Genomic DNA, 21,027 nt, shown 5'->3' with positions numbered 1-21,027 from the left:
CTAGACCTTTCAAAAAGTCGTAGCGCAAAGTGTGAACCGCTTTGCAAGCCCCGAAGGGCGGGCCTTAAAGGCCGTATCTGCTACGTTGAAGCTCTTGCAAAAGACTAAGGCTATTCGCGTCGAGCAGCGCCTGACCTCTGCGGCCTTTAAGGCCCGCAGAGATATTTCTGAGTTGTTCAGAGGCTCACATCATCTTTTAGGACTTGCCAACGACTATATGTTTGGGATGGTTGGAGTTCATATTATCGACAAAAGTGTTATAGATAGTACGAACTATATTTATGTAACCATCAAATATCTTATTAATTGCCTCTTCCTTAGAGATTATAGATGAACCTTTCTCTAAATCCCTAAAACCATCAAGAACAAGCGACCTATCCCCCCCAGATATGTTTAACGTTGGCTTTGCGTTAACATTACTAAAATCAAACCCACAATCATCGTCAACCTCAATATACTTCTTCGCAATCGCTTCAAAAGTTTCAAGGCGACTATTTTCTCTTTTTCCTGATTCCAACTCCTCCAACACGACAGCTTTTGCCCTATTTATATATAGGTCAATGGTAGGATATTCTTGCGCCCCAGTAGTATCACCTACATTTATCGCACGCCCAAATTCCTGCAAAAATTCAGTACTATCTTGCGTAAGGGTTTTCTTTCCGACATTCATCCAATGTTCTTTTAACTGGCTACCTTCCGTAGATAAAAGCCGCATAAAGTAGACTTCATCATTCATAGACCGATCAAGATTCTGCTGGGTCAAATCCTTCTCTGGTGCACTAGGTAACCCCCAGCTGAAGACGATCGGATTATCATCACGATCAAAGATTGGCTTGGAAGGATCAACAGCTGGATCTGACACCTTGTATCCATGCGCTGCCTCAAGCATATGGGGCTTTAAGGGCGGCAGACCCAAATTTGGCCTTACTATAGGTTCGCCTAGAGATTCTGTAGGTACTACCTCATTTGGATTAGGAGAACCCCTTTTTATAGGGTTTAAGCAACCTAAAAGTGAATAAATCTTAGCTCCAAGGCCAGCCCTTTTCTTTGAGACCACCCCTTCTGGATTGCTTGCCTGATTTTGCCCCCCATTTTCAGGGCTAGAGACAGGTATCCGCCCTTGGTTATTTACCCCACTTACTGATCCCATTATATCTTCCTCTATTAAAGAGTTAACAAAATACCAAGCAAATCTATTGCTACATTTCTTATTTAAACGTAGAGATTACTGCAAGGTTAACAATTTGAACCTTACTCCCTTCAAATAGACAAATCTTTTGATTTTAGCTTTATCTTTTTAGAATTTAGAAGTTCCTAAATAATAACCCGATACTTCTGACTCTGGATTAACTCTAAATCGATACACCGCTTCACAGAAGTATCAATCCAGCTCAAGCGGTGGCAACACAAAGTGAGAATGACGCTACCAGTCCCATGCCCCCCAAACAGAAAACTAGGGCTCCTACAAATGGTCAGGGCACACTACGGTGATTTACACTCAATATTGACAGCCTTTAGGCCCTGAAGCGCTTATAGGTAAATATTACGTGAGACTATGGACGTAATTTCGCATTAAAAATATACCCCCTCAGAAGCACTGCAAGTAATGTGTAATCTATGCCTACAAGACGACTGGTATAGACTTCACGCCACCATATTTATCGATTGGCGACACACCTTTTTAGGCTTTTCTGTCTGGCTAATCAACGACTCAACTTGACTGTCCTGAATGGAGTAATTAGCTGTAATCGCTTACAGTGATAAGCAGTTTGCTATGCAGGATGTCAGTTAATAGCTCTGGTGCCATTCGTCAGTAAGTCCTCGCGGATCAAATAGCCCATTTCCTAAAGAAGCAGCTACCTTTGCATAAGTAAAAAGGGTATGCAGGTTTGGTTGCTGGAGTGAGTAAATATCAGGGAGGTGCGAAATGTGCCCCCCTTACGAGCCTTTCCTTTGTAAACTTCTTGTAGAAAATCATGACATCTTCAACTATTTCAACAACAAACCCAATAAAAAGCCAAAACTCCTGAAACTCCCAAAAAAATTAATCAGTATATCTATTAAATGAATAGAAATGCTGACTCCTATAACTTAAGAGATCTCTTCGACAATGACACTGCGCCATAAATCTCCTAAACAACAATATTGAAGAAATTTTTTGTTACATAGATTTAGGTAATCGACAATAACTATCAAATATAAATATGGATGCGCATATCATGATGGAGCCAAGTACACAAAACTCTCTGCCGATAAAAAATGTGGCCAGAATATTGGAAATATCGGAGTACCGATCCGCGTAAAGATGGGCAGGATCAAGACTCCAGTAGTAAAAACTAGTGGTCAAAGACAGTCAATTAACGCGATATCAGCTTTATCGAACAGAGGTGGTTTCTGGTATCACATTTGCAATGGGAAGTTCACGGCAGAGAAGTGCGTGGAATGCTTTAAAAATTTTCAGAGGAGTCAAAATCGGCCTGTAATCCTTATAGTTGATGGACATCCAGTACACAAATCGAAGAAGGTATTGGAGTATGTCAGTTCACAGGATGGAAATCTTGAAATGGTCATCTTGCCACCATATGCACCAGACTTAAACCCGGATGAATTGGTCTGGAATCGCATCAGAAATATAGGGATCTCAAAGAAACCGCTGAAAAAAGGTGAAACGTTGATGAGCCGTGCAAATGCAGATTTAAAGAGCATTAAGAAAAATAGGAAACTTGTGAAATCATTTTTTCAAGAACCGACAGTATCCTTTGCTGCCGCTTAGGTAGTAAGTCTGCGAGTAAGACTTTCAAAACTCAGTAGCAGGCAATTCAGGCGCTTAACCTAGCTAGACTTTTCTATAATTTTAAACCACTTCGGAATCCACAAAAATAAATAGGTTCGGCACTCTGCGAATGACACCCATGTTTTACCCCCCCCTCCTGCCACCACACAAAAATTAATTGCAACAAAGTGATGGATTACCCTATAACCGTATAGAGCCTTGTAAGATAATCGCTGCAGAGCTGGCTCTATGCCCTAATAGGTCGACATATAGACCCTACCGAAGTACCGCATAAAGAATAAATGATTTAGTGTCTTAATCTATCAAAAGATGCACTTCGTGCATTTAATTATCCTGTCATCATACAACCGAATAATGGCAGGCTGACATGAAATCACTTAAGATTCACCTAAGTAACATTAACACTTAATCCTAAAAATATTTGTCCAAAATAACAAGTCTATTGAGATACAAACCGGTATGCTACTCAGATTTTCACACGCATCAATAGAGGTGGCATTTATGCCGGGACCAGAAATAATATCAAATCGTTCGTCATCAAATTCAGTGACTGGAGCCAATGAGTCTCAGGGAAATACAGCCCGCAATCCCGAAGGGGACCAACGAGACTCATCATTTTCACAAGTACAAGCTAACGCACTTTCTCAGGCAAATCTTGCACCAATACATAGTGAGGACAATAGAAACGAACCTCCAAATGGAATTTTTCACGTGCCGGCAATGCCTTACGCCAAGGCAATATCTAATAAATCTATAACTAACCAACAAAAAAAAGTAGATGGTATCAAGAAGGTTATAAATGAGCGAAAGGAAGAAGCAAACACAAAACAATCAAATATCGATCAGATAACAAAAACCATTAATAAGTTGGAGAGTAAAATTAAGATATCTGAAGCTGTTGTTGATAAACTGTCAGGATCGAGAAAGAAAAATGATAAAATTATTACTGTAAGATATAAGGAAATAATTGAGGACAAAAAACATGAATTAGAAAAGAAAAAAAATGAACTAGAAGACAATAAGAGGTTTAAGCTAGAACATGAACGATTCATAAAAGCTGCGGAGAAACGCCTTCTCTCTGCAGAAAATAAGCTTGCACGCATGAGATCTAAAACGGAATCCCTACCTATTGCATCTGAAGTAAAATATTCTTCTGGGCCTTTTGCACAAGCGATTTCACGAGACTCTGACAGTGTGTCGCAGCAAGAGGTCAATAGATCTGCATTAGAAAACGGTGGGTTGGATGTATCTACAGGGAATGAAGAGCTAGTTACATCGGGCACAACATTAGAGGATCATGCCAGTACTTTACACCAAGTTCCAATAGCTCCAGTTCTAGATTTCACTGCGTCCACTCTCAACGAGAATCCTGAGGAACAAACGATATTACCTCAAGGCGAACCCAGCAGTAGTGGTGAAGTACCGATTGAAACTGGCACATCAGTAACTCAAAGTCAGGCAGACAGAGAGCATGCGGATCTCATTGAGCAAATTCAAAACTTAAATGTACCAGCTCCTACTCCGAACCTCAGAGAGGAATCAGTTGATGAAAGGGTGCCTTTGAGCAGTTAAACTTTAGTTGTTCGGGCACACAAATAATCAGCAACCCCCCGCAGAGCGGGCGGCGCTGCTTGCCCCTTAAAAAGCATGGCGTAAAGGGGCTGCCCCATAAGTGCGCTAAGCGCACTTATGTAGTCGTCTAATGTGTAGTAGTTCAGACTTGATCTGACAGTTACCGGTTTCTCAGGAGATGCTCTGTCAGGTCAAATTCAGTTTACGAGCTTTTCCTTCCAGATGCTTTTTCCATCTTCAAGAGTTGCTAACGGTGTTCGACCGCAACACTTCTTACCCTGATGAGTTCTCTCATTATTGTAATATGTGAGCCACTCGTCCAGATCCGTTTGTAACTCTTCTATTGATCCATAGATCTTGCGGCGTAATGAGGGTTGGTAGAACTCTTGTAAAATGGTCTTATGGAAGCGCTCACAGATTCCATTAGTTTGTGGATGTCTGGCTTTTGTCTTAGTGTGTTCTATTTCGTTCACACTTAGATATAACTGGTAGTCGTGCTGTTCCAATTTGCCACAATACTCCGTACCGCGATCAGTTAGGATACGCAGCACTGGTAGATCATGTAAGGCATAAAACGGTAGCACACGGTCATTCAGGAGGTCCGCCGCAGTGATTGGCGTTTTGGTGGTGTACAGCTTGCAATGAGCCACCTTTGCATAGGTATCGACATAGGTTTGTTGGTAAACACGTCCGACGCCCTTAAAGGTTCCTACATAGAAGGTATCCTGCGAGCCCAGATAACCTGGGTGTTGAGTATCAATTTCACCGCAGGCTTCATCATCATGCCGTTTTCTCTCCAAAGCCTGAACCTGTGACTCTGTGAGGATCAGTCCCTCCTCAGCGACCTTGGCCTCAAGTGCCTTTAATCGCAATTTGAAGTTAGCCAGGTCATGCCGTAACCAGATACTCCGAACGCCACTAGGGGACACAAATACACCGCGTTTACGCAGTTCATTGGAAACTCGAACCTGCCCATGGGCAGGCTCTTGGAGGGCATAAGTTAACACTGCCTCTTCAATGACTGTGTCAACACGGTTCTTGTGGTTGGGCACACGCCGGTTCTTCTCAAGAAGGGCGTCCACACCGCCACTTGAAACGGCTTCCTTATAGCGATAGAAAGTGTCTCTCGACACACCCAGCATCTTGCAAGCTTTGGAGATATTGCCGAGTTCTTCTGCCAGATTTAGCAATCCGGTCTTGTGTTTGATGATGCGATCATTAGTATGGATCATGGGGTTTATCCTTGGTTTTGCTTTTAGGTTTAGGCACCTTCATCAAAACCGGTAAACCCCTCTTTTTCAAGAGGATGTGTCAGATTTGGTCTGAACTAATACATCTAATGCTTCCGTATACTTCGCTAAGATACTAAGATCCCCAAAAAAATGAGAACCGCAAGCTATTAAAGCTCGCGGCACGTTCTTTTAGCGCTCTATGTAACTAGATTGGGATCAATGATACACCTAAGAATTGGTCGACGGTGTAAGTAAAGTAATAACACGCTGAACTATTTTTGTACTTTTGTTTACTTCGACCCACAATGCAAGTTGCTGTCGAATAGACTTATAGTCATCCTCCTTGTTATATGGCCTATTTCCGGATTGATCAGCGAATGCTTGAGCAAAGGCTCTATACAAGCAATTGCCATCACCTTTAATTTCCTGAGTTTCCAGTTGATCGTATTTCACCTTATTCTCAACATTGCCTGAACTTCTGTATCTTGCGAGGGACTCTGGATTATCTAGGACCTCGTAGTGATTTGTACGATCACCATCACCATGAATATGGACCAAGGTGATTCCGGGATTATCTGTACAGTCCTTATTATGGACCTCCACGTTTGTAACCACCTGCACACCTTGTTTGTCCTGGCTCACCATTGCGACAGAAACGGGCACCTGGAACGCATGGGCCAGTAAATATGGGATAAAATCACCAGTATCTGAAAACCATTTCCCGTCTGTTTTAATGTCTTCTAATAATTGTGGACAAATGTCGCCTCGATTCGTTCGCACAAGGGCTCTAGTTCTCATATCTATAGAGTTAACCTTTTTTTGAGCGCCCTCTTCCTTACTTTCTGACTTAGTGAAGTATTCGTATGCACCTGAAGCCATATAACTTAGCACATCTCTGATTGTTGTTCTATTTACAAATTCGCTCCAGTACTTCCTAAAGGAATCTTCCCAGCCGACCTTTTTCGATGTAGTCGAAGAAGAACGTCCTTTATCAACAAATTCCGGAAGTTTTGCAAGTGCCAGATCCAGTTTGTTAAGATTTTCTATTCGCTGCTTTACAGCTTCACGCGCATTATTAACTTGATTTTCTGTCGGGCTATTTTCACCTGAAACATCTTTTAACAACATTATTGCTTGCTCACCCACATCTTCCAGACGATCGGATGCTTGCGGCAATCCTCCAATTTTATCAACAAAGTTCGCAATCTGCGCGACATCGCTTATCTCCTTGGATTTTTTATCATCGTCCTTCATGCCAGCGCTCGCATTTTTTGAGCCAAAGTTGATCAAACTGCAAACTTCAGCAACAGACTTATCTTTGATGCCTCCATTAAAATTAACCAAGCTTTTATTGTTAGCAACAATTTCCTGGATTCCTTTCATATTACGGTAAAGAGTGTCATGCTTACGGTCAAGGTTCTTAACCTTGGCTTGATTCCTTAAGACGCCAAGGTAAGCACTCAGTGCAAGATCAATCTCCCTAGCTCTATTTGCTACCCCCCCAGGGTTTGTTGACGCCGGGAAATCTTTAATAATTTCTACTAGCATCTCATTGAACGATAATTCAGGCTCTCTTCCCTCAGATAGCCCCATCAAAAACTTCACTTGCTTTTCATGAAGCTCTTTTATTGCTTTAACCTCTGCTCTTTCTGGATGTTTTGCTTTCGTCACACTATTAGGAGATAAGCTTCTAACACTCGGCATGCTAGGCATGCTAGGCATGAGATCTAGAAGCCTCCCCGACCTTTGTCTTTGTAAAGTGCCAGCTGTCGCATTTTCACGCCTATTAGCGTTAGCGGCACCAGCAGTGTCACCCCCTCTTGTGGTATTATTTGCATTTTCCGCGCCAGCCTTATTTTTAGTGGCCGAGAGTCCACCTGACATATTATTTCTCCCGAGATTTTCTCTTATAATTAACTTAGAAAAACAAATTTTTCGCCATACACATTAGGAAAAGATATATGGCTTAGTGCTATCAATTACTCACCAATACCAATCTATTATTATACCTCCAAGACTTGCCATTCAGTTGGAAAAAATATTTCAATATTGCGAATAATCAATCTTGAATATAAACGCATTACCCACCATAGTTTCAGCCCATCATTCCAGATACAAGCCAGATGAAAACCCTTCACGGGATTAAGCAGATCAAACCTTGCTGCAACCACCAACCCCATGGGGAAGCAACTTGGCTGATAAACTTTTTCATTTTCCCTCAGCCTTGATCTACTATTTAATTAATATATTTTAACTTTAAGTGCTTTATAATCAGCAACCACCCGCATAGCGGGTGGTATGGTGAAAGCCCCCAGAGGGGGCTTGTTACAATCCCGCCAATTGCATCTGCTCTTGCCGGCGTTCTTCAACCTCTTGATTCTTGATGTACTCTCGAATCATCTGCTCATCAAGCCCTACTGTACTCACGCAGTAGCCCCGAGCCCAAAAATGTCTTCCTGTGAAATCTCTCTGTACATGCTTGTACTTCCGAAATATCCGGATCGCAGATTTCCCTTTCAGAAACCCAACCGTATTGGAAACACTTAACCTTGGAGGAATCATTAACAACATATGAATGTGATCCCTCATTGCGTACCCCTCGACCAACTCAATGCCTTTTTGACGACACAAGTCTCGGAATATTGCTCCAATCTCACGTCTCAATGCCCCAAATAACGCTTTCTTTCGATACTTGGGCACAAATACCACATGGTACCTGCAATAATGTTTCACGTGAGCTTGGCACTGCCAATCTCGCATATGGCCTCCTTAAAGAACTTGCCGGTTCATGGAGGCCATATTTTTACTCTGCACGCCGGAACGGCAGAGCCTTGTCAAGTCTCACCCCCAGAGGCGGTGGTTTACCCATGTATTAATTAAAAGTTCAGCATTCATAGAAAATAATACAGATGTAGATCTCTGGACACTTTTGCTACAAGTAACACATCAAAAAAGGACAGGCTGCCACCAAATATGGCGGAGATGAAATACTGAGGCGCTTAGGGTTCGGCTGTCAAAAAGAGTTGACCACAATTCTTGCACTAGCTTGTATTTCTATTTGGGCCCAGAAGCCACTATTAAGCAGATTCATGATCGAATTTAGTGATTATCTCACCGACTCCCAGGACCCAAGTTTCACGCGGTCATGTATACCCTCTTAAGGTACGTCTCACGCTCAGCAATATGTTTATAGCAGATTAATCTCACTAATTTTACTAATCAGAGAGCCTTCACATTCAGCTTTAATGCTGACACGATCTCCATGCTTTACATCAAGGCCTTTTGTTTCTTTCTTGCCAATGAAAAAATAATTTCCTGAAGCCTCATCCTTAACTGAAAAAACATACTCCATTTGACTAAACCCCTCACCCTCTAAAACAATTTCCTCTACCGTCCCGACTATAACGCTCTCAGCCAAGACAGTCGCCGACATAACAAACAAAATTATCAACAATATCACTCTCAACACAATCTCCACCATACAAACACATTTATTTAAATATAATCAGTCACTATATTTTACGGAAATTTTTGCGTAACCACTTACAGCATCTATCGATTCAAACCTGATAACCAACCCATTCATAGGATCTACAAAAGACTCGCCTAACGACTTAAGTCTCGCCACATCATTATATGCACCATCATCGACATAACTAACAATCACCGAAGGAGCATTTTGGGTTGGATACATTATAGAATGGCGAGCATGGTAATTAATGTAGTAGTAATTTTTCCCATGGCTACTACCCTCACTTTGTATTTTTATTTGCTGGGGAATATCCTTTGAAAGTTCCCCGGGGCCGAGGTAAATTGATTGCAATTCTGCCTCTTGAAAAACGCCCGCAGTCGGTGTAACTACTCCTGTATATTCCGGGAATAGCTCATACCAACCTAAGAATTCTCGCTGGCCACTACCAAATATTTTGGAATAGCCAAGTCCCATTATTCCTAGCCCCCCATACCTACCATCAGAAGCATCCCCATCATTATTGCCATCAAAATTTGCATGAGCTAATCCAAAATTATGACCCACTTCATGCTGTATAAAATCTAGGCCACGTGCTGGACCAAAATCCAACCCTACTAAGGACCAGCCCCCCCATGTTGCAGCTATAGCACTTGCTCCAAAAATAGCTTTCGGATAAAGATAGACTCTATGGTCCCATTTCCCTAGGTCTAAAGGTTCGTTATTCTCATCCACTAAGTTTTCTTTGGCCCACTTTGTAGCTTCGTCACGAAAACTCATCCCTCTGTCTGTGTATCGTCCACCAAGATGTACCCTATCAATTATCTCTTGGTAGCTAAGCATATCTCCATTTATTTCATCAGGGACATTGAAAATCACACAATCAATTGAGGAGGCATACTGTCCAGGCGAGCCATAGCAATAATTCCCTAGTGAACTATCTTCAACACGATGCCGTACAAAATTATGTTGTCCAAGCGAATTATTATAATACACGTTATTCATAGAGTCTGGGTTATTGAAAACTCTATTTGCAAGATCAGATACACCGAGAATATCTAACGACGAGTCACCATCGAATTCCATATATATGAATACAATACTACTCTCCTTAACCTTTATCGTATTAATAGAAAACGTTAATAGTTGAGAGCTATTATCGCTAAGTGACAGACTGATCGTCTCTGTAACTGAGCTTCCTGAGGGAATATCTTCAGCTTTCTCGTTAAGGTAGTACTCCCAATCACCATTTTTATTTATACTAAAATCGCCATACTCGCCTTCAATAGCTTCATCATTAAAGGTTGGTGCATTTCCATCGACATCACTGATAGTTAGCGCTCCGGTTAAGTACTCCGTGTCACCAACCACTAATGTGCCAATTGGTGTTTCTACATTAAATTCGTATGGATCATCAAACCCTACAATAGCAATCGCAATGGGAGTTGTTTCATTACTTGCCTGAATACCTATATCGAAATCATCGCTGACAACTTCTCCCCCTTTAATTGGATCTGAGAGAAGGTCATCAAGCACATACACCCAACTTCCATCTACACTGATTTCAAGCTCGCCATAAACCCCTTGAAAGCTACCTGGAGTAAATTGGATTTCACTATTTGTGTCACTGGAAAGTTTCCCTGAAACTCTTTCTTCGAGATTTTCTGAAATCCTACCAGAACCACCTGTTATTTGGTTCGAACTGCTGCCGCCAGAGTCATCACCATTTCCTGAGTCATCACCATTTCCTGAGTCATCACCATTTCCTGAGTCATCACCTCCTCCTGAGTCATTACCGCCTCCTGAGTTGCCGCCTCCTGAGCTACTGTTCCCAACAGAACTTTCATCCGTGTTTTGGTCAGAGTTTGAGTCTGCTCCGCCACCTCCGCATGAAGCTGCAAGAACAGATAACAAAATGGCGGCTGAGATCATACCTATATTATTCACACACTCTCCAAAGCACTATTTCTAAGATTATTTTTCCGTGTTTAACTTTTTGGCTACACAGACAATCTATTTATTAAATTGATTGCTCAGCAACCATCAAAAAAACATTTTTTTAACAAAGCAATAAATCAACCAAATCATATGCATATATTGCCCTGCCCAAAACATAATCATTCACTAAACAAACGTGGATTAATTAGCCACAACTAAACCTAAACATTGGAGGCCTAATTATTGTATAAAACTCGTTAGCGTCATTAGATTTATGGCGCTAAATTTTAGAATTTAGTCTTTCTTGGTGTTTTTTCTCATTTTTGTGAACTTTATATAGATGCAGGCACAGCCCCATAAGCTCACCACTTTCAATCTCTATGTATTATTTCGATATTATTCGACTATATTTTTTGCATCCCTGGCCCATAGGTAACCGCTGAATATTTCTGTGATTTCTCTGACCTTCAGAGCACCTTATAATCAGAGCGCGCCTTCCCAGGAGATTCTTGTGTCGAGGCCTACTAAACCCGGAAAACAATTTAGGTGGGGAAGTTGCTAACGAAGACAAAGTCATTCAATGAGTAGACAACATCAACTTTTGTTTCCTGATGAATATTTCTGAAGATACGAATTACCGTCCCCGCGAGCATGTGCGCGATGAAGCGGGACATGCAAGTATGGCTACGACCGATCGCTACATTGATTACGACATGCGGGAGCGGCATGAAAGTGGGCGGAGTAAGCGGGTAAAGGAGGAGCGGTAATACTACTGCCCTACCCTCATATAGATGAAATAGCTTGACTCAAAAAAGATACGATATATCATTGCGCACCATCTGATTAACCTAATACACATGGATGAACACTCAGAGTGCGGAGAGGCTAATGGCACATACAAACAAACTCCCAGTCACCGTCCTTTCAGGTTTTCTAGGTGCCGGTAAAACTACCGTACTTAGCCACATACTGAACAATCGCGAAGGCAAAAAAGTTGCTGTAATCGTCAATGATATGAGTGAAATCAATATTGATTCGACGAAAGTACAGAGCGAGGTTTCTCTTAACCGTAGTGAGGAGAAGCTTGTTGAAATGAGTAATGGCTGTATTTGCTGCACTCTGCGGGAAGACCTTCTGGAGGAAGTCACTAAGCTTGCGCAGGAAGGACGGTTTGATTATCTCGTTATTGAATCAACAGGGATTTCTGAACCCTTACCCGTTGCAGAAACCTTCACTTTTGCCGACGAAAATGGTGTTTCTCTCTCTGATGTTGCCAGTTTGGACACAATGGTGACGGTGGTCGATGCAGTCAATTTTTTAAAGGACTATGACGAGGCCGTATTTTTACAGGATGCTGGTGAATCATTAGGCGAAGACGACGAACGCAGTGTAACTGACTTGCTGATCGACCAGGTCGAGTTCGCAGATGTCATTCTGATCAGTAAAACAGATTTAGCTGGCCCTTCTGATGTTGAGCGCCTAGAGGCCATTCTGCGAACTCTAAATACGCAGGCAAAAATAGTTCCGGTCTCTCAGGGGCAAGTCGATATTGACGAGGTTCTAAGTACCGGCTTATTTAACTTCGAGCGCGCGCAGCAAGCACCTGGTTGGCTCAAAGAGATGCGAGGTGAACATATTCCTGAAACGGAAGAGTATGGCATTAGCAGTTTCAGCTACGAAGCACGTAGACCCTTCCATCCAGAAAAATTTCATCAATTTCTGCACAATACTGAGAGGCACGGCAAGTTAATTCGCTCCAAAGGGTATTTTTGGCTGGCGTCCCGCCCTGAGTTTGCAGGCGAGTGGAGTCAAGCGGGAGGTATTGCCCACTATGGGTTCGCTGGGATGTTCTGGAAAGCTGTCCCCAAAGAAAACTGGCCCACAGACGAAAGTTATCGCAGCTCCATTGAAAAACAATGGGTAGAACCCTTTGGTGATATGCGGCAAGAACTAGTATTTATTGGCCAGAGTTTGAATCAAACCAGCATGACAAAAGCGCTTGATGACTGCCTGCTAAGCGAGGACGAAGTGCTACGAGGCAAAGAATACTGGGCGACATTGAATGATCCATTTCCCGCATGGGAACAAGGATGAATATTAACCTCACCCCTGTACTTGGCTAGATCCTTTAGTGGAAAAGTGTAAAAGACCGGCAAAGTGCCGGTCTTTTATCAAACTTACTCCTTTCTACAATTCAATCCTCTATAGCAGCCTCAACGGCTGCCGCCGCATCAACAATGCCTGATCCACAACGCCGACATGAGCCTGTAAAACTTCGGGCTGTACTGGTGAGAATGGATTCAACCTCATCTGGTGTAACATCGGGCTTGACTGAATATATAAGTGCGGCTGTACCGGCAACATGTGGAGCGGCCATGCTGGTGCCGGCGTAGTAAGCGAAGCTATCACTACCGGGAGTTCGCGCGCCGCTGTTTAATGTAGAGAGAACGCCATCGGATTCCACCGAGTTAGTTTCACCTCCAGGGGCGGCTACATCGACCACATTGCCGTAGTTGGAGTAGTAAGCAAGCCCTCCGGATCGGTTGGTTGCGGATACTGTAATGACTCCTGAACAGTTAGCCGGCGAAAACCAGAAGGCATTCCGCCCAGAGTTACCCGCCGCAACAACAACGGTTGCGCCCAGGTTACGGGACGTATTAATGGCGCTTTGAGTTGTGCTTCCACAGAGGCCAAGACCACCCAGGCTCAAGTTCAACACTTGGGCCGGAGTTTCATTGGCTGGTGCACCACTAACCGAGCCGCCAGCGCTCCAGACAATGCCGTCGGCAATATCAGAAGTGTAACCGCCGCAGCGACCGAGTACTCGAACGGGGAGTACTTTTGCTTTATGGGCTATCCCAGCGATACCCATATTGTTGTTGGTGACGGCAGCAATGGTGCCGGCCACATGAGTGCCATGCCAGCTGCTATCAAACTCCGGATACAGTGGGTTTCCGCAGTAACTATCGGTATACCAATCCCCGGGATCACTGGCATCACTATCACGGCCATCCCCATCTACAGCGATATCGGAATCCGAAATCATGTCGTAACCAGGCAGCAAGTTGTCCATGAGGTCTGAGTGAGCGAGATAACCGGTATCAATAACTGCTACTACCACGCCCTCCCCTTGAGTTATATCCCAGGCTGCGGGCAAATTCAGTCCACCATCAACTTCAAAGTAGTGCCACTGGTCGTAATAGCTGGGGTCATTTGGGATCGCCATAGGGTGCATCATCAAGTCGGGCTCAGCGTACTCAATATTGGGGTCTTGTTTTAGGCGGTTGATTATCTGGTTGATCTCGGCTTGGCTTTTTCGGCTCCCCAGGTGCATGACTTGTGCACCCGTCGCCATGCGCCGCAAGTGGCGCAAGTTGTGGCCCGCACGGCGAGAGGCTTTCTCCACAGTTTCCTGAGTCATGCTCGCTGACCGTCCGATCGTGGAATCCTGCTTGTATTTCACAATGATCCGGTCAGTTGTTGGGGAACTACTTAGGTTATCCACTTGGGTGGCGAAGGAGCCTGTACATAGAAGTGAAAACACACCTGCTAGAGTGGATTTTTTCAACAGTGACTTCATTATTGTTATCTCTCCATGATGATTTAGCCGACGGGGTGTAACATCCTAACCATTAGTACCACTGTCCCTGTTGTGACAGGGCACGTTAGGCTTTACGCAAGATATATGCCTGAGCAAGTCATGGCTGGATATTGAGACAAAATTAGTACCAGTGTTTCAATTTTGCCCACAGGGATAGTAGTGGCAACCGATGTATCCTTCTTAGGTGATTGCCGGCCTCTTTCTATTCTTGTGACAGCCTCCACCTAAACAAACTTATTTATCTGTCTTTGCACCGATATAGAGATAACTAAGGGCTTTCCAATCACTGTGCACAGAAAGGCTGCAAAATACTTTTCGAAAATTTTTCAACTTTAAAGAAAAGGCTGGAACTTGAAGGTGATTCACTCTGATAAAACGAGCTTTAATCGCACAGTAGAAATGATCATCACAGAATTGGTGATATTGCCGGCGATATAACTGGGAAAGGATTCTGCGGAGATCAACGTGTTAAATGAAAATGCCAGTCAGATTAACTGACTGGCATTATTTGAGTAGAACAGCTATCTATCCACCCCACAGGAACCTGTCGAATGGGAGTTAGCCCATTTACTCAGTACTAGCACTCAGAGAAACGCCAGAGTAGTCAGAGTAACCGCGGATACTGATATACCAGGTACCTGCGCCTGGATTGCTGATGCTGCAGCTTTCATCATTACCCCACTCGTAAGGACGACAATCGTACGCTGTGCGGGTGGGCTCTTGGCCGAAACGAACATAGAGGTCTGCATCCCCACTGCCACCAGACATTACGGCACTCAGCGTTGAAGCTCCGCTGTCAACGTCGATAGTGAAGTGCTGCCAGCTGTTGCGGGAACCACTGAGATTTGTCTCTTCCCAGCTGTCGCTACCGCCACCGCCGCCACCACCTGCGGTGTAGCTGCCTACGAGGCTAACGTTAGAGAAGGAGCTATATCCACGTACCATGACGTGATAGGTTCCTCCCTGTACGTTATCGATATCACAAGTTTCATTATTGCCTGAGGTATAGGGGCGGCAGTCATAGGTACTGGTTGTCGGAGCGCTGCCATGGCGAACGTAGAGGTCAGCATCGCCGCTTCCACCGGACATTACAAAAGACAAGTCTGTAGCGTTGTTAGGCACTTCTAGGGTGAAGTTAATTTCATCACCACTATTACCCTCGATACCAGTCTCAGCAACACCATTTTCAAGTTCACCGCCATCGTTACCGCCACCACCGCCGCCGCCATTGGCCGAGGCTACGGCCGCTGCTGCATCGACAATACCTGAGCCACAGCTGCTGCAAGAAGCCGGGAAGCTCCGTGCGGTACTGGTGAGGATTGATTCAACTTCATCTGGGGTCAAGGTAGGGTCTACAGAGTAGAGCAATGCTGCGGCACCGGCCACATGAGGTGCCGCCATACTGGTGCCCTGGATGTAATAGTAACTATCACTGCCGGGGTCAGTAGCACCATTGTTATAGGTAGAGAGGACGCCGTCGGAGTCGTTAGCGAAGCTCTGTGCTCCACCCGGCGCTGCAACATCTACTACATTGCCGTAGTTAGAGTAGTAAGCACGACCGCCACTGCGATTAGTCGCAGCCACTGAGATCACCCCATCACAACTGGCAGGAGTAAATTGGCTTGCGTTAGCATTGCTATTGCCAGCAGCTACAACAACCGTCGCACCGAGACTGCGAGCAGTATCGATGGCATTTTGTGTGGTAGTGCCACAACTTCCGCTGCCGCCAAGACTGAGATTGAGTACGTCGGCAGGGTTCGCGTTGGTTGGCAGGCCACTGACAGAACCGCCAGCGCCCCAAATGATGCCGTCAGCAATATCTGACGTATAGCCACCACAACGGCCGAGCACGCGGACAGGAACAATCTTGGCCTCATAGGCAACACCAGCGATACCAAGATTATTGTTGGTAACGCCAGCGATAGTGCCGGCAACATGGGTACCGTGCCAGCTACTGTTGCTTGAAGAGCTATCTCCACAAGTACCAGAGCTATACCAATCACCCGGATCGGTGGCATCGCTATCGCGACCATCGCCATCTACAGAAACGAAGGTATCGTCGATCATGTCGTAGCCCGGCAAAATGTTGGCTGCCAGGTCTGCATGGGGTCGATAACCAGTATCAAGTACCGCGACAACAGCCCCGTTACCCGCAGTGGTATCCCAGGCTGATGGAAGGTTCAAGCCACCGGTAGATTCATAGTAGTGCCACTGATTGAGGTAACTTGGGTCATTAGGTACAGCCACTGCTTTCAAGATCAGATCTGGTTCCGCGTACTCCACATCCGGGTCTTGCCTCAGGCGATCGATAATTGCATTTACTTCAGCTCTACTTTTTCGACCTTCCAGGCGCATTACCTGAGCGCCAGTAGCTATGCGGCGCAGATGCTGCATTTTATGGCCGGCGCGACGGGAAGCTTTTTCCACAGTTTCCTGAGCCATAGTAGCGGCCCGTCCAACTTTAGCGCTTTCTTTGTACTTAACGATGATGCGATCAGTTAGCAGCTTGTTATCCGCTTCTTCCGCATAGGCACCAAAAGGCGCAGTGCATAGCAATGAGAATGCACTTGCTAAAGCCGTCTTTTGTAAAAGAAATTTTAAAGATAATTTCATTATTGTGGTTTCTCCGAAGTTATATTTATTCCAATACCAAAAAATTATTCGATATCGGTTACTCCTAAACCGCCCCGCTTTGGCTAAATAAATTCTATAAAGGGAAAGCCCAAAAACTGCTGAATTTAGGATCATTTAGTTAGCTTGAGCGAAATTGGTACCATTGTTTCAACTTGGTACAAATGTATAACGACTTGGAAATTGTTGTCCTCAATGGAGATCTCGAAACTCATGTGGACTGCGATGACAAGTTTTAAATCTCTACAAAAAACTCAGGTAATAAATATTTTTCCGCAAAAAAGTGTGGAATGGTTCACGAGAGACTCAGCCAAAGAGGATTAACAGATGACTTATGACAAAAAATACGGCCTTATCCCTCAAGCATAAAGCAACGTTATATCACATCAAAAATATTTTATTTAACTATGACTTTTGATGACTGGCAAGTTGATTCAATGAGGGATGGGCGCTATTGCGAGTATGAAAGAAAAGAAAAAATCTACTACTTTAATCGGCGCTAGTTATCAGCCTCTTACTTGAGCTAACCATTCACCGTTTGATAAAGCAGCATCAAATCTAATTTCTCCGAGTTGTATAGCTGCTATATCTCGGCCTTTATAGGTGTTCTTTCGCTAGTGAAATTAAACGATCACACCTGGCTATAGCTTTATGGGCATAGGCTTCTTTGCTTCCCCGAGAACTATCAAGTTCAGAGAGGACACTTTTTTTAAGTGCAGTAGCAACTTCAATGGCAAGGGCATACTTTTGGTGGTTTAAGCAGTGCCGACAAAAAATTGTTTCCAGAGTATCTTCGCTATCAATGTTTAAATACCCCAAGTCGTGCACATCCTTGTAAAGACCTTGAATGACTTCAAAAGATAAGCCTCTCTCAGAAAGCAATAAAAACTTCTGTTCAGCGATACGCCGCTTTGTTTCAAGCACTAAATCTGGATATTCTTGAATAAGCGGGTAGTGTATGCTTTCAACCTTGTCAAACTCAGTAACTATCTCATCATAATCAAGGTCTTTTACTTTTAGATATGCATCCGTTAAAAGATTACACAACTTTCTAGACAACTCTTCCTTTTTGAAGCTATTGAACACTCAGCAATTCTCCGTAGCTGCATTACCTATCCTAAGAGCCTTTTAACAAATCAGATTGAGCCGCTTTATATCTCAAACAGACTCCTCCATATACGCTTGAGATATATCAACCAGTATAAGACTGATGAAAAAATAATGTACTGGTTCTCTCTGGCTTCCAACCCTTTGTGAATGGCTAGTCGCCATATAGGTGTCTAATCTAGTGCCATGGAGACACCGACTGCCACACCTGTCCCTTTGTCATAACTTGTGAGGTTTGATATGAGAAAAGCAACTGGAGAAGCGGTAGGCACACAATCCAGGCTAGCCGCCCCTTCTGATTTAAGTGAGAGTGCGAGGGCCAGCATTACTATTGCCGTTAATACCCTGCTGGCAGATACTTTCAGCCTATATATGAAGACAAAGAACTTTCACTGGCATGTTAGCGGCCCCCACTTCAGGGACTATCATTTGCTTTTCGATGATCAAGCCGATGAAGTATTCGAGATGACCGATGCCCTGGCGGAGCGCGTGCGCAAACTAGGAGGCACTACGCTTCGCTCCATTGGCCATATCGCCAAGCTACAACGATCTTCAGACAATGATGCCGAGTATGTAGATCCGCAAGATATGTTGTTAGAGCTAGGCGAAGATAACCGGGAAATGATCTCAAGTATGCGTAAAGTCCACGAACTTTGTGATGAGCATAGAGATATTGCTACCGCAAGCTTGCTGGAAGAGTATATTGATCAGGCAGAAAAGCGGTCATGGTTTTTGTTTGAAGCTAGCCGCACCTCTGGTTTGACACACCACTGAGCCCTTTGGCTCAAGCTTGATCTGGCAGACAGCGCTACTTTTAGAATTACCCTGTCAGATCAAACTCAACCAATACGACTTTCATTTTCCAAAGCGACCTCTTCCTTTTCAGGTTAAGAGCTACAGCTCCAGCTTCAACCTCTCCCCGACCGAATTCTCAAGGAAACCTTCTCGGAGGTAAAAATCAATTGTTCGTTGCCAGTTTTCTCTTTCCGGAGTACTAACTTCCAGCCGTGGCCAGCCCTCTTCCTTTGCAAAACTGATCACCTCATCCAAAAGAGCCTTGCCAATAAACTGTGAACGGAACTCTGGTTCAACATAAAGCTCCTCGATTACCCCGTAGTTGCCACCGGCATAAATAGCGGCAGACCTTGATAGGGTAATAACGCCCACTGGAGCTCCATCGGCATAATATAGGAAAGCATAAAATCCATTTTCTTGTGAAAGTAGCTTCTTAGCCGTTACTGCCATGACCTCTGGATCGATGTTGCGCTTATGACCGACAAGAGCTTGTAGCAATTTTGTTACCAGTCCTGCTACCTCACTACTCTGCTTCGCCCCGGCCTTTACAATCGGACCCACCATAAACTATCCCTTCCCTTTAACTTATTTACATTTTTGCCCAATCAAAATGTGATCACATTTTGAATTTATCAGTAATTTTGACTAGCAACAAGCTGGGTTTGTAGGAAGGAAAGCGTACAACTCTCTATTGAATAGCGCTTAAGTAGAGGGGATGAGCCCCTTAATCAGGGGCCGGTTTATTGAGATCTTGATCCCAGCGCTTATAGATCGCCTCTTAAATGTCTCCTAAATATTCGAGACTACGTAAAGCAACAGACCAATCCAAACCACCAAATCGATTGATAAATGCCATATGTTCAACACCAATACCTTGATAACGAGCAATCATTTGTTGAACTTCCGCTGGAGTACCAAAAAGCCCTGTTCCCTTATCACGCATACAGTTGTATATCCCCGAAGCATCTGAGACCTTGTTACCGGAAAGATAAGAAATCACTCGGGCCAAAGCAGGCTCTACTGAATACCTCACGTCCTTTTCCGATTCCCCCACCTGGGAGAAGATGGTAACCACAGTTTCCGCATGGTCCTTACCAAAGCCGCCATCAGCCAATCCCTGACGATGCCGCTCAATTCGCACAGCGATTACATCAATATTCTCGGTTGAAGGCGCAACAATTGTTATCAGGCCATATCCCGACCTTCCAATTTCATATGCACTTTCGGGGTTATTGCTCGCGATGTAAATTGGGGGAGAAGGCTTTTGCACAGGAGATATATTTAAGGACTCAACTCCTCTATGGCCCTCCAAAGCCAGCTTCCAACGCTTTTGAATCTCAGCTAGGTTATTCTTAAATCTCTCCCCTCGGCTTGAAAAGTCATACCCCATTCCGTCCGACTCCAGAAGTTGCCCACCTGTACCCACTCCCATGTTGAGGCGCCCTGCAGACAAAATATCTAACATGGCATAGTCCTCTGCCACCTGAATCGGACTCCTTAGGGGTAAGATAGAAACTCCCGAACCTAGGCGTATCCTTTCAGTCAATTGGGAAAGCGCTGAAAGGAAAACAGCAGGGTTAGGAATATGTCCCAGATGCTGGAAGTGATGCTCTGCACACCAAACACTATTGAAGCCAGCTCTTTCAGACAGCACCGTATGTTCTATACAGTGCTTCATCAACAAAATGGGGTATTTTTCGACCTCCGGATGATAGTCCAAAAGCCAGAATAATGACTTCTTAATATTGCTAATTGAGTGACCCATAACCAAATACACCTCCCGCTGATTGATAAAGCCCAGAACTTTGAACCCTGCATCTATAGACGGGTCAACAGCAAATAAATGACCATATATTCGCCATATACACAAACCTACGGTAAGTGTTAT

Annotated in this window: 16 protein-coding genes; 5 read left to right on the top strand and 11 right to left on the bottom strand. The window is 44.1% G+C overall.

Annotated elements, in window-relative coordinates; translation table 11 throughout:
• Positions 1-196: 196 nt before the first annotated feature.
• Positions 197-1,150 carry a hypothetical protein gene (locus ACJJIL_RS09660; RefSeq protein ID WP_444913862.1) on the bottom strand — a complete coding sequence of 318 codons (954 nt, stop codon included), beginning with the start codon at positions 1,148-1,150 and terminating at the stop codon, positions 197-199.
• 1,155 nt (positions 1,151-2,305) lie between these two features.
• Between ACJJIL_RS09660 and ACJJIL_RS09655 the strand changes: the two genes are divergently transcribed.
• A complete protein-coding gene (locus ACJJIL_RS09655) occupies positions 2,306-2,773 on the top strand; it encodes a transposase (RefSeq protein WP_445361812.1) in 468 nt (155 codons plus the stop codon).
• A gap of 522 nt (positions 2,774-3,295) precedes the next feature.
• Positions 3,296-4,366, top strand: coding sequence for a hypothetical protein (locus ACJJIL_RS09650; protein ID WP_444913864.1), 1,071 nt, complete (start codon positions 3,296-3,298; stop codon positions 4,364-4,366).
• A 197-nt stretch (positions 4,367-4,563) separates the two neighbouring features.
• Here ACJJIL_RS09650 and ACJJIL_RS09645 read toward each other — a convergent pair whose 3' ends face one another.
• The 5 genes from ACJJIL_RS09645 to ACJJIL_RS09625 all read right to left on the bottom strand — a co-directional run bounded on the left by ACJJIL_RS09645 (position 4,564) and on the right by ACJJIL_RS09625 (position 11,014).
• Complete coding sequence (locus tag ACJJIL_RS09645; RefSeq protein ID WP_444905427.1) at positions 4,564-5,598, bottom strand: IS481 family transposase; 1,035 nt, start codon at positions 5,596-5,598, stop codon at positions 4,564-4,566.
• Positions 5,599-5,826: 228 nt separating this feature from the next.
• On the bottom strand, positions 5,827-7,482 hold the full coding sequence (locus ACJJIL_RS09640; RefSeq protein WP_445361811.1) for an OTU domain-containing protein: 1,656 nt from the start codon (positions 7,480-7,482) through the stop codon (positions 5,827-5,829).
• Between the two features lie 441 nt (positions 7,483-7,923).
• Positions 7,924-8,358 (bottom strand): IS200/IS605 family transposase, encoded by a 435-nt coding sequence (gene tnpA, locus ACJJIL_RS09635; protein ID WP_444913866.1) that lies wholly within the window; start codon positions 8,356-8,358, stop codon positions 7,924-7,926.
• 427 nt (positions 8,359-8,785) lie between these two features.
• Positions 8,786-9,016, bottom strand: a complete 231-nt coding sequence (locus tag ACJJIL_RS09630; protein ID WP_444913867.1) for a hypothetical protein — start codon at positions 9,014-9,016, stop codon at positions 8,786-8,788.
• Positions 9,017-9,103: 87 nt separating this feature from the next.
• Positions 9,104-11,014: a VCBS domain-containing protein gene (locus ACJJIL_RS09625; RefSeq protein WP_444913868.1), complete on the bottom strand. Its 1,911-nt coding sequence runs from the start codon at positions 11,012-11,014 to the stop codon at positions 9,104-9,106.
• A 602-nt stretch (positions 11,015-11,616) separates the two neighbouring features.
• Here ACJJIL_RS09625 and ACJJIL_RS09620 point away from each other — a divergent pair.
• Both ACJJIL_RS09620 and zigA read left to right on the top strand, forming a co-directional pair.
• Positions 11,617-11,772, top strand: a complete 156-nt coding sequence (locus ACJJIL_RS09620) for a hypothetical protein (protein ID WP_444913869.1) — start codon at positions 11,617-11,619, stop codon at positions 11,770-11,772.
• 121 nt (positions 11,773-11,893) lie between these two features.
• Positions 11,894-13,099 carry a zinc metallochaperone GTPase ZigA gene (gene zigA / locus ACJJIL_RS09615; RefSeq protein WP_444913870.1) on the top strand — a complete coding sequence of 402 codons (1,206 nt, stop codon included), beginning with the start codon at positions 11,894-11,896 and terminating at the stop codon, positions 13,097-13,099.
• Between the two features lie 100 nt (positions 13,100-13,199).
• Here the strand turns inward: zigA and ACJJIL_RS09610 are convergent, their stop codons facing one another.
• The 3 genes from ACJJIL_RS09610 to ACJJIL_RS09600 all read right to left on the bottom strand — a co-directional run bounded on the left by ACJJIL_RS09610 (position 13,200) and on the right by ACJJIL_RS09600 (position 18,323).
• Positions 13,200-14,585: a S8 family peptidase gene (locus ACJJIL_RS09610; protein WP_445361810.1), complete on the bottom strand. Its 1,386-nt coding sequence runs from the start codon at positions 14,583-14,585 to the stop codon at positions 13,200-13,202.
• Between the two features lie 588 nt (positions 14,586-15,173).
• Positions 15,174-17,219: a S8 family peptidase gene (locus tag ACJJIL_RS09605; RefSeq protein WP_445361809.1), complete on the bottom strand. Its 2,046-nt coding sequence runs from the start codon at positions 17,217-17,219 to the stop codon at positions 15,174-15,176.
• Positions 17,220-17,834: 615 nt separating this feature from the next.
• A complete protein-coding gene (locus ACJJIL_RS09600) occupies positions 17,835-18,323 on the bottom strand; it encodes a hypothetical protein (protein WP_445361808.1) in 489 nt (162 codons plus the stop codon).
• A gap of 261 nt (positions 18,324-18,584) precedes the next feature.
• Between ACJJIL_RS09600 and ACJJIL_RS09595 the strand changes: the two genes are divergently transcribed.
• Entirely contained in the window at positions 18,585-19,118 is a 534-nt protein-coding gene (locus tag ACJJIL_RS09595) for a Dps family protein (protein WP_445361807.1), read from the top strand.
• 120 nt (positions 19,119-19,238) lie between these two features.
• Here ACJJIL_RS09595 and ACJJIL_RS09590 read toward each other — a convergent pair whose 3' ends face one another.
• Together ACJJIL_RS09590 and ACJJIL_RS09585 are read right to left on the bottom strand one after the other, a co-directional pair.
• Positions 19,239-19,703, bottom strand: a complete 465-nt coding sequence (locus ACJJIL_RS09590) for a GNAT family N-acetyltransferase (RefSeq protein ID WP_445354161.1) — start codon at positions 19,701-19,703, stop codon at positions 19,239-19,241.
• A 214-nt stretch (positions 19,704-19,917) separates the two neighbouring features.
• Positions 19,918-20,904 carry an LLM class flavin-dependent oxidoreductase gene (locus tag ACJJIL_RS09585; RefSeq protein WP_445361806.1) on the bottom strand — a complete coding sequence of 329 codons (987 nt, stop codon included), beginning with the start codon at positions 20,902-20,904 and terminating at the stop codon, positions 19,918-19,920.
• Between the last annotated feature and the right edge of the window lie 123 nt (positions 20,905-21,027).

The organism is Microbulbifer maximicatervae (SeqCode) (assembly GCF_052468095.1).
The sequence above is the reverse complement of the archived record's forward strand: the minus strand, read 5'-3'. Positions and strand labels throughout refer to the sequence as shown.

Coding starts and splice junctions, on each gene's coding strand:
- ACJJIL_RS09660 (WP_444913862.1), bottom strand. CDS start 1,150: ATGGGATCAGTAAGTGGGGTAAATAACCAAGGGCGGATACCTGTCTCT.
- ACJJIL_RS09650 (WP_444913864.1), top strand. CDS start 3,296: ATGCCGGGACCAGAAATAATATCAAATCGTTCGTCATCAAATTCAGTG.
- ACJJIL_RS09655 (WP_445361812.1), top strand. CDS start 2,306: ATGGGCAGGATCAAGACTCCAGTAGTAAAAACTAGTGGTCAAAGACAG.
- zigA (WP_444913870.1), top strand. CDS start 11,894: ATGGCACATACAAACAAACTCCCAGTCACCGTCCTTTCAGGTTTTCTA.
- ACJJIL_RS09585 (WP_445361806.1), bottom strand. CDS start 20,904: ATGGGTCACTCAATTAGCAATATTAAGAAGTCATTATTCTGGCTTTTG.
- ACJJIL_RS09605 (WP_445361809.1), bottom strand. CDS start 17,219: ATGAAATTATCTTTAAAATTTCTTTTACAAAAGACGGCTTTAGCAAGT.
- ACJJIL_RS09620 (WP_444913869.1), top strand. CDS start 11,617: ATGAATATTTCTGAAGATACGAATTACCGTCCCCGCGAGCATGTGCGC.
- ACJJIL_RS09595 (WP_445361807.1), top strand. CDS start 18,585: ATGAGAAAAGCAACTGGAGAAGCGGTAGGCACACAATCCAGGCTAGCC.
- tnpA (WP_444913866.1), bottom strand. CDS start 8,358: ATGCGAGATTGGCAGTGCCAAGCTCACGTGAAACATTATTGCAGGTAC.
- ACJJIL_RS09640 (WP_445361811.1), bottom strand. CDS start 7,482: ATGTCAGGTGGACTCTCGGCCACTAAAAATAAGGCTGGCGCGGAAAAT.
- ACJJIL_RS09590 (WP_445354161.1), bottom strand. CDS start 19,703: ATGGTGGGTCCGATTGTAAAGGCCGGGGCGAAGCAGAGTAGTGAGGTA.
- ACJJIL_RS09610 (WP_445361810.1), bottom strand. CDS start 14,585: ATGAAGTCACTGTTGAAAAAATCCACTCTAGCAGGTGTGTTTTCACTT.
- ACJJIL_RS09645 (WP_444905427.1), bottom strand. CDS start 5,598: ATGATCCATACTAATGATCGCATCATCAAACACAAGACCGGATTGCTA.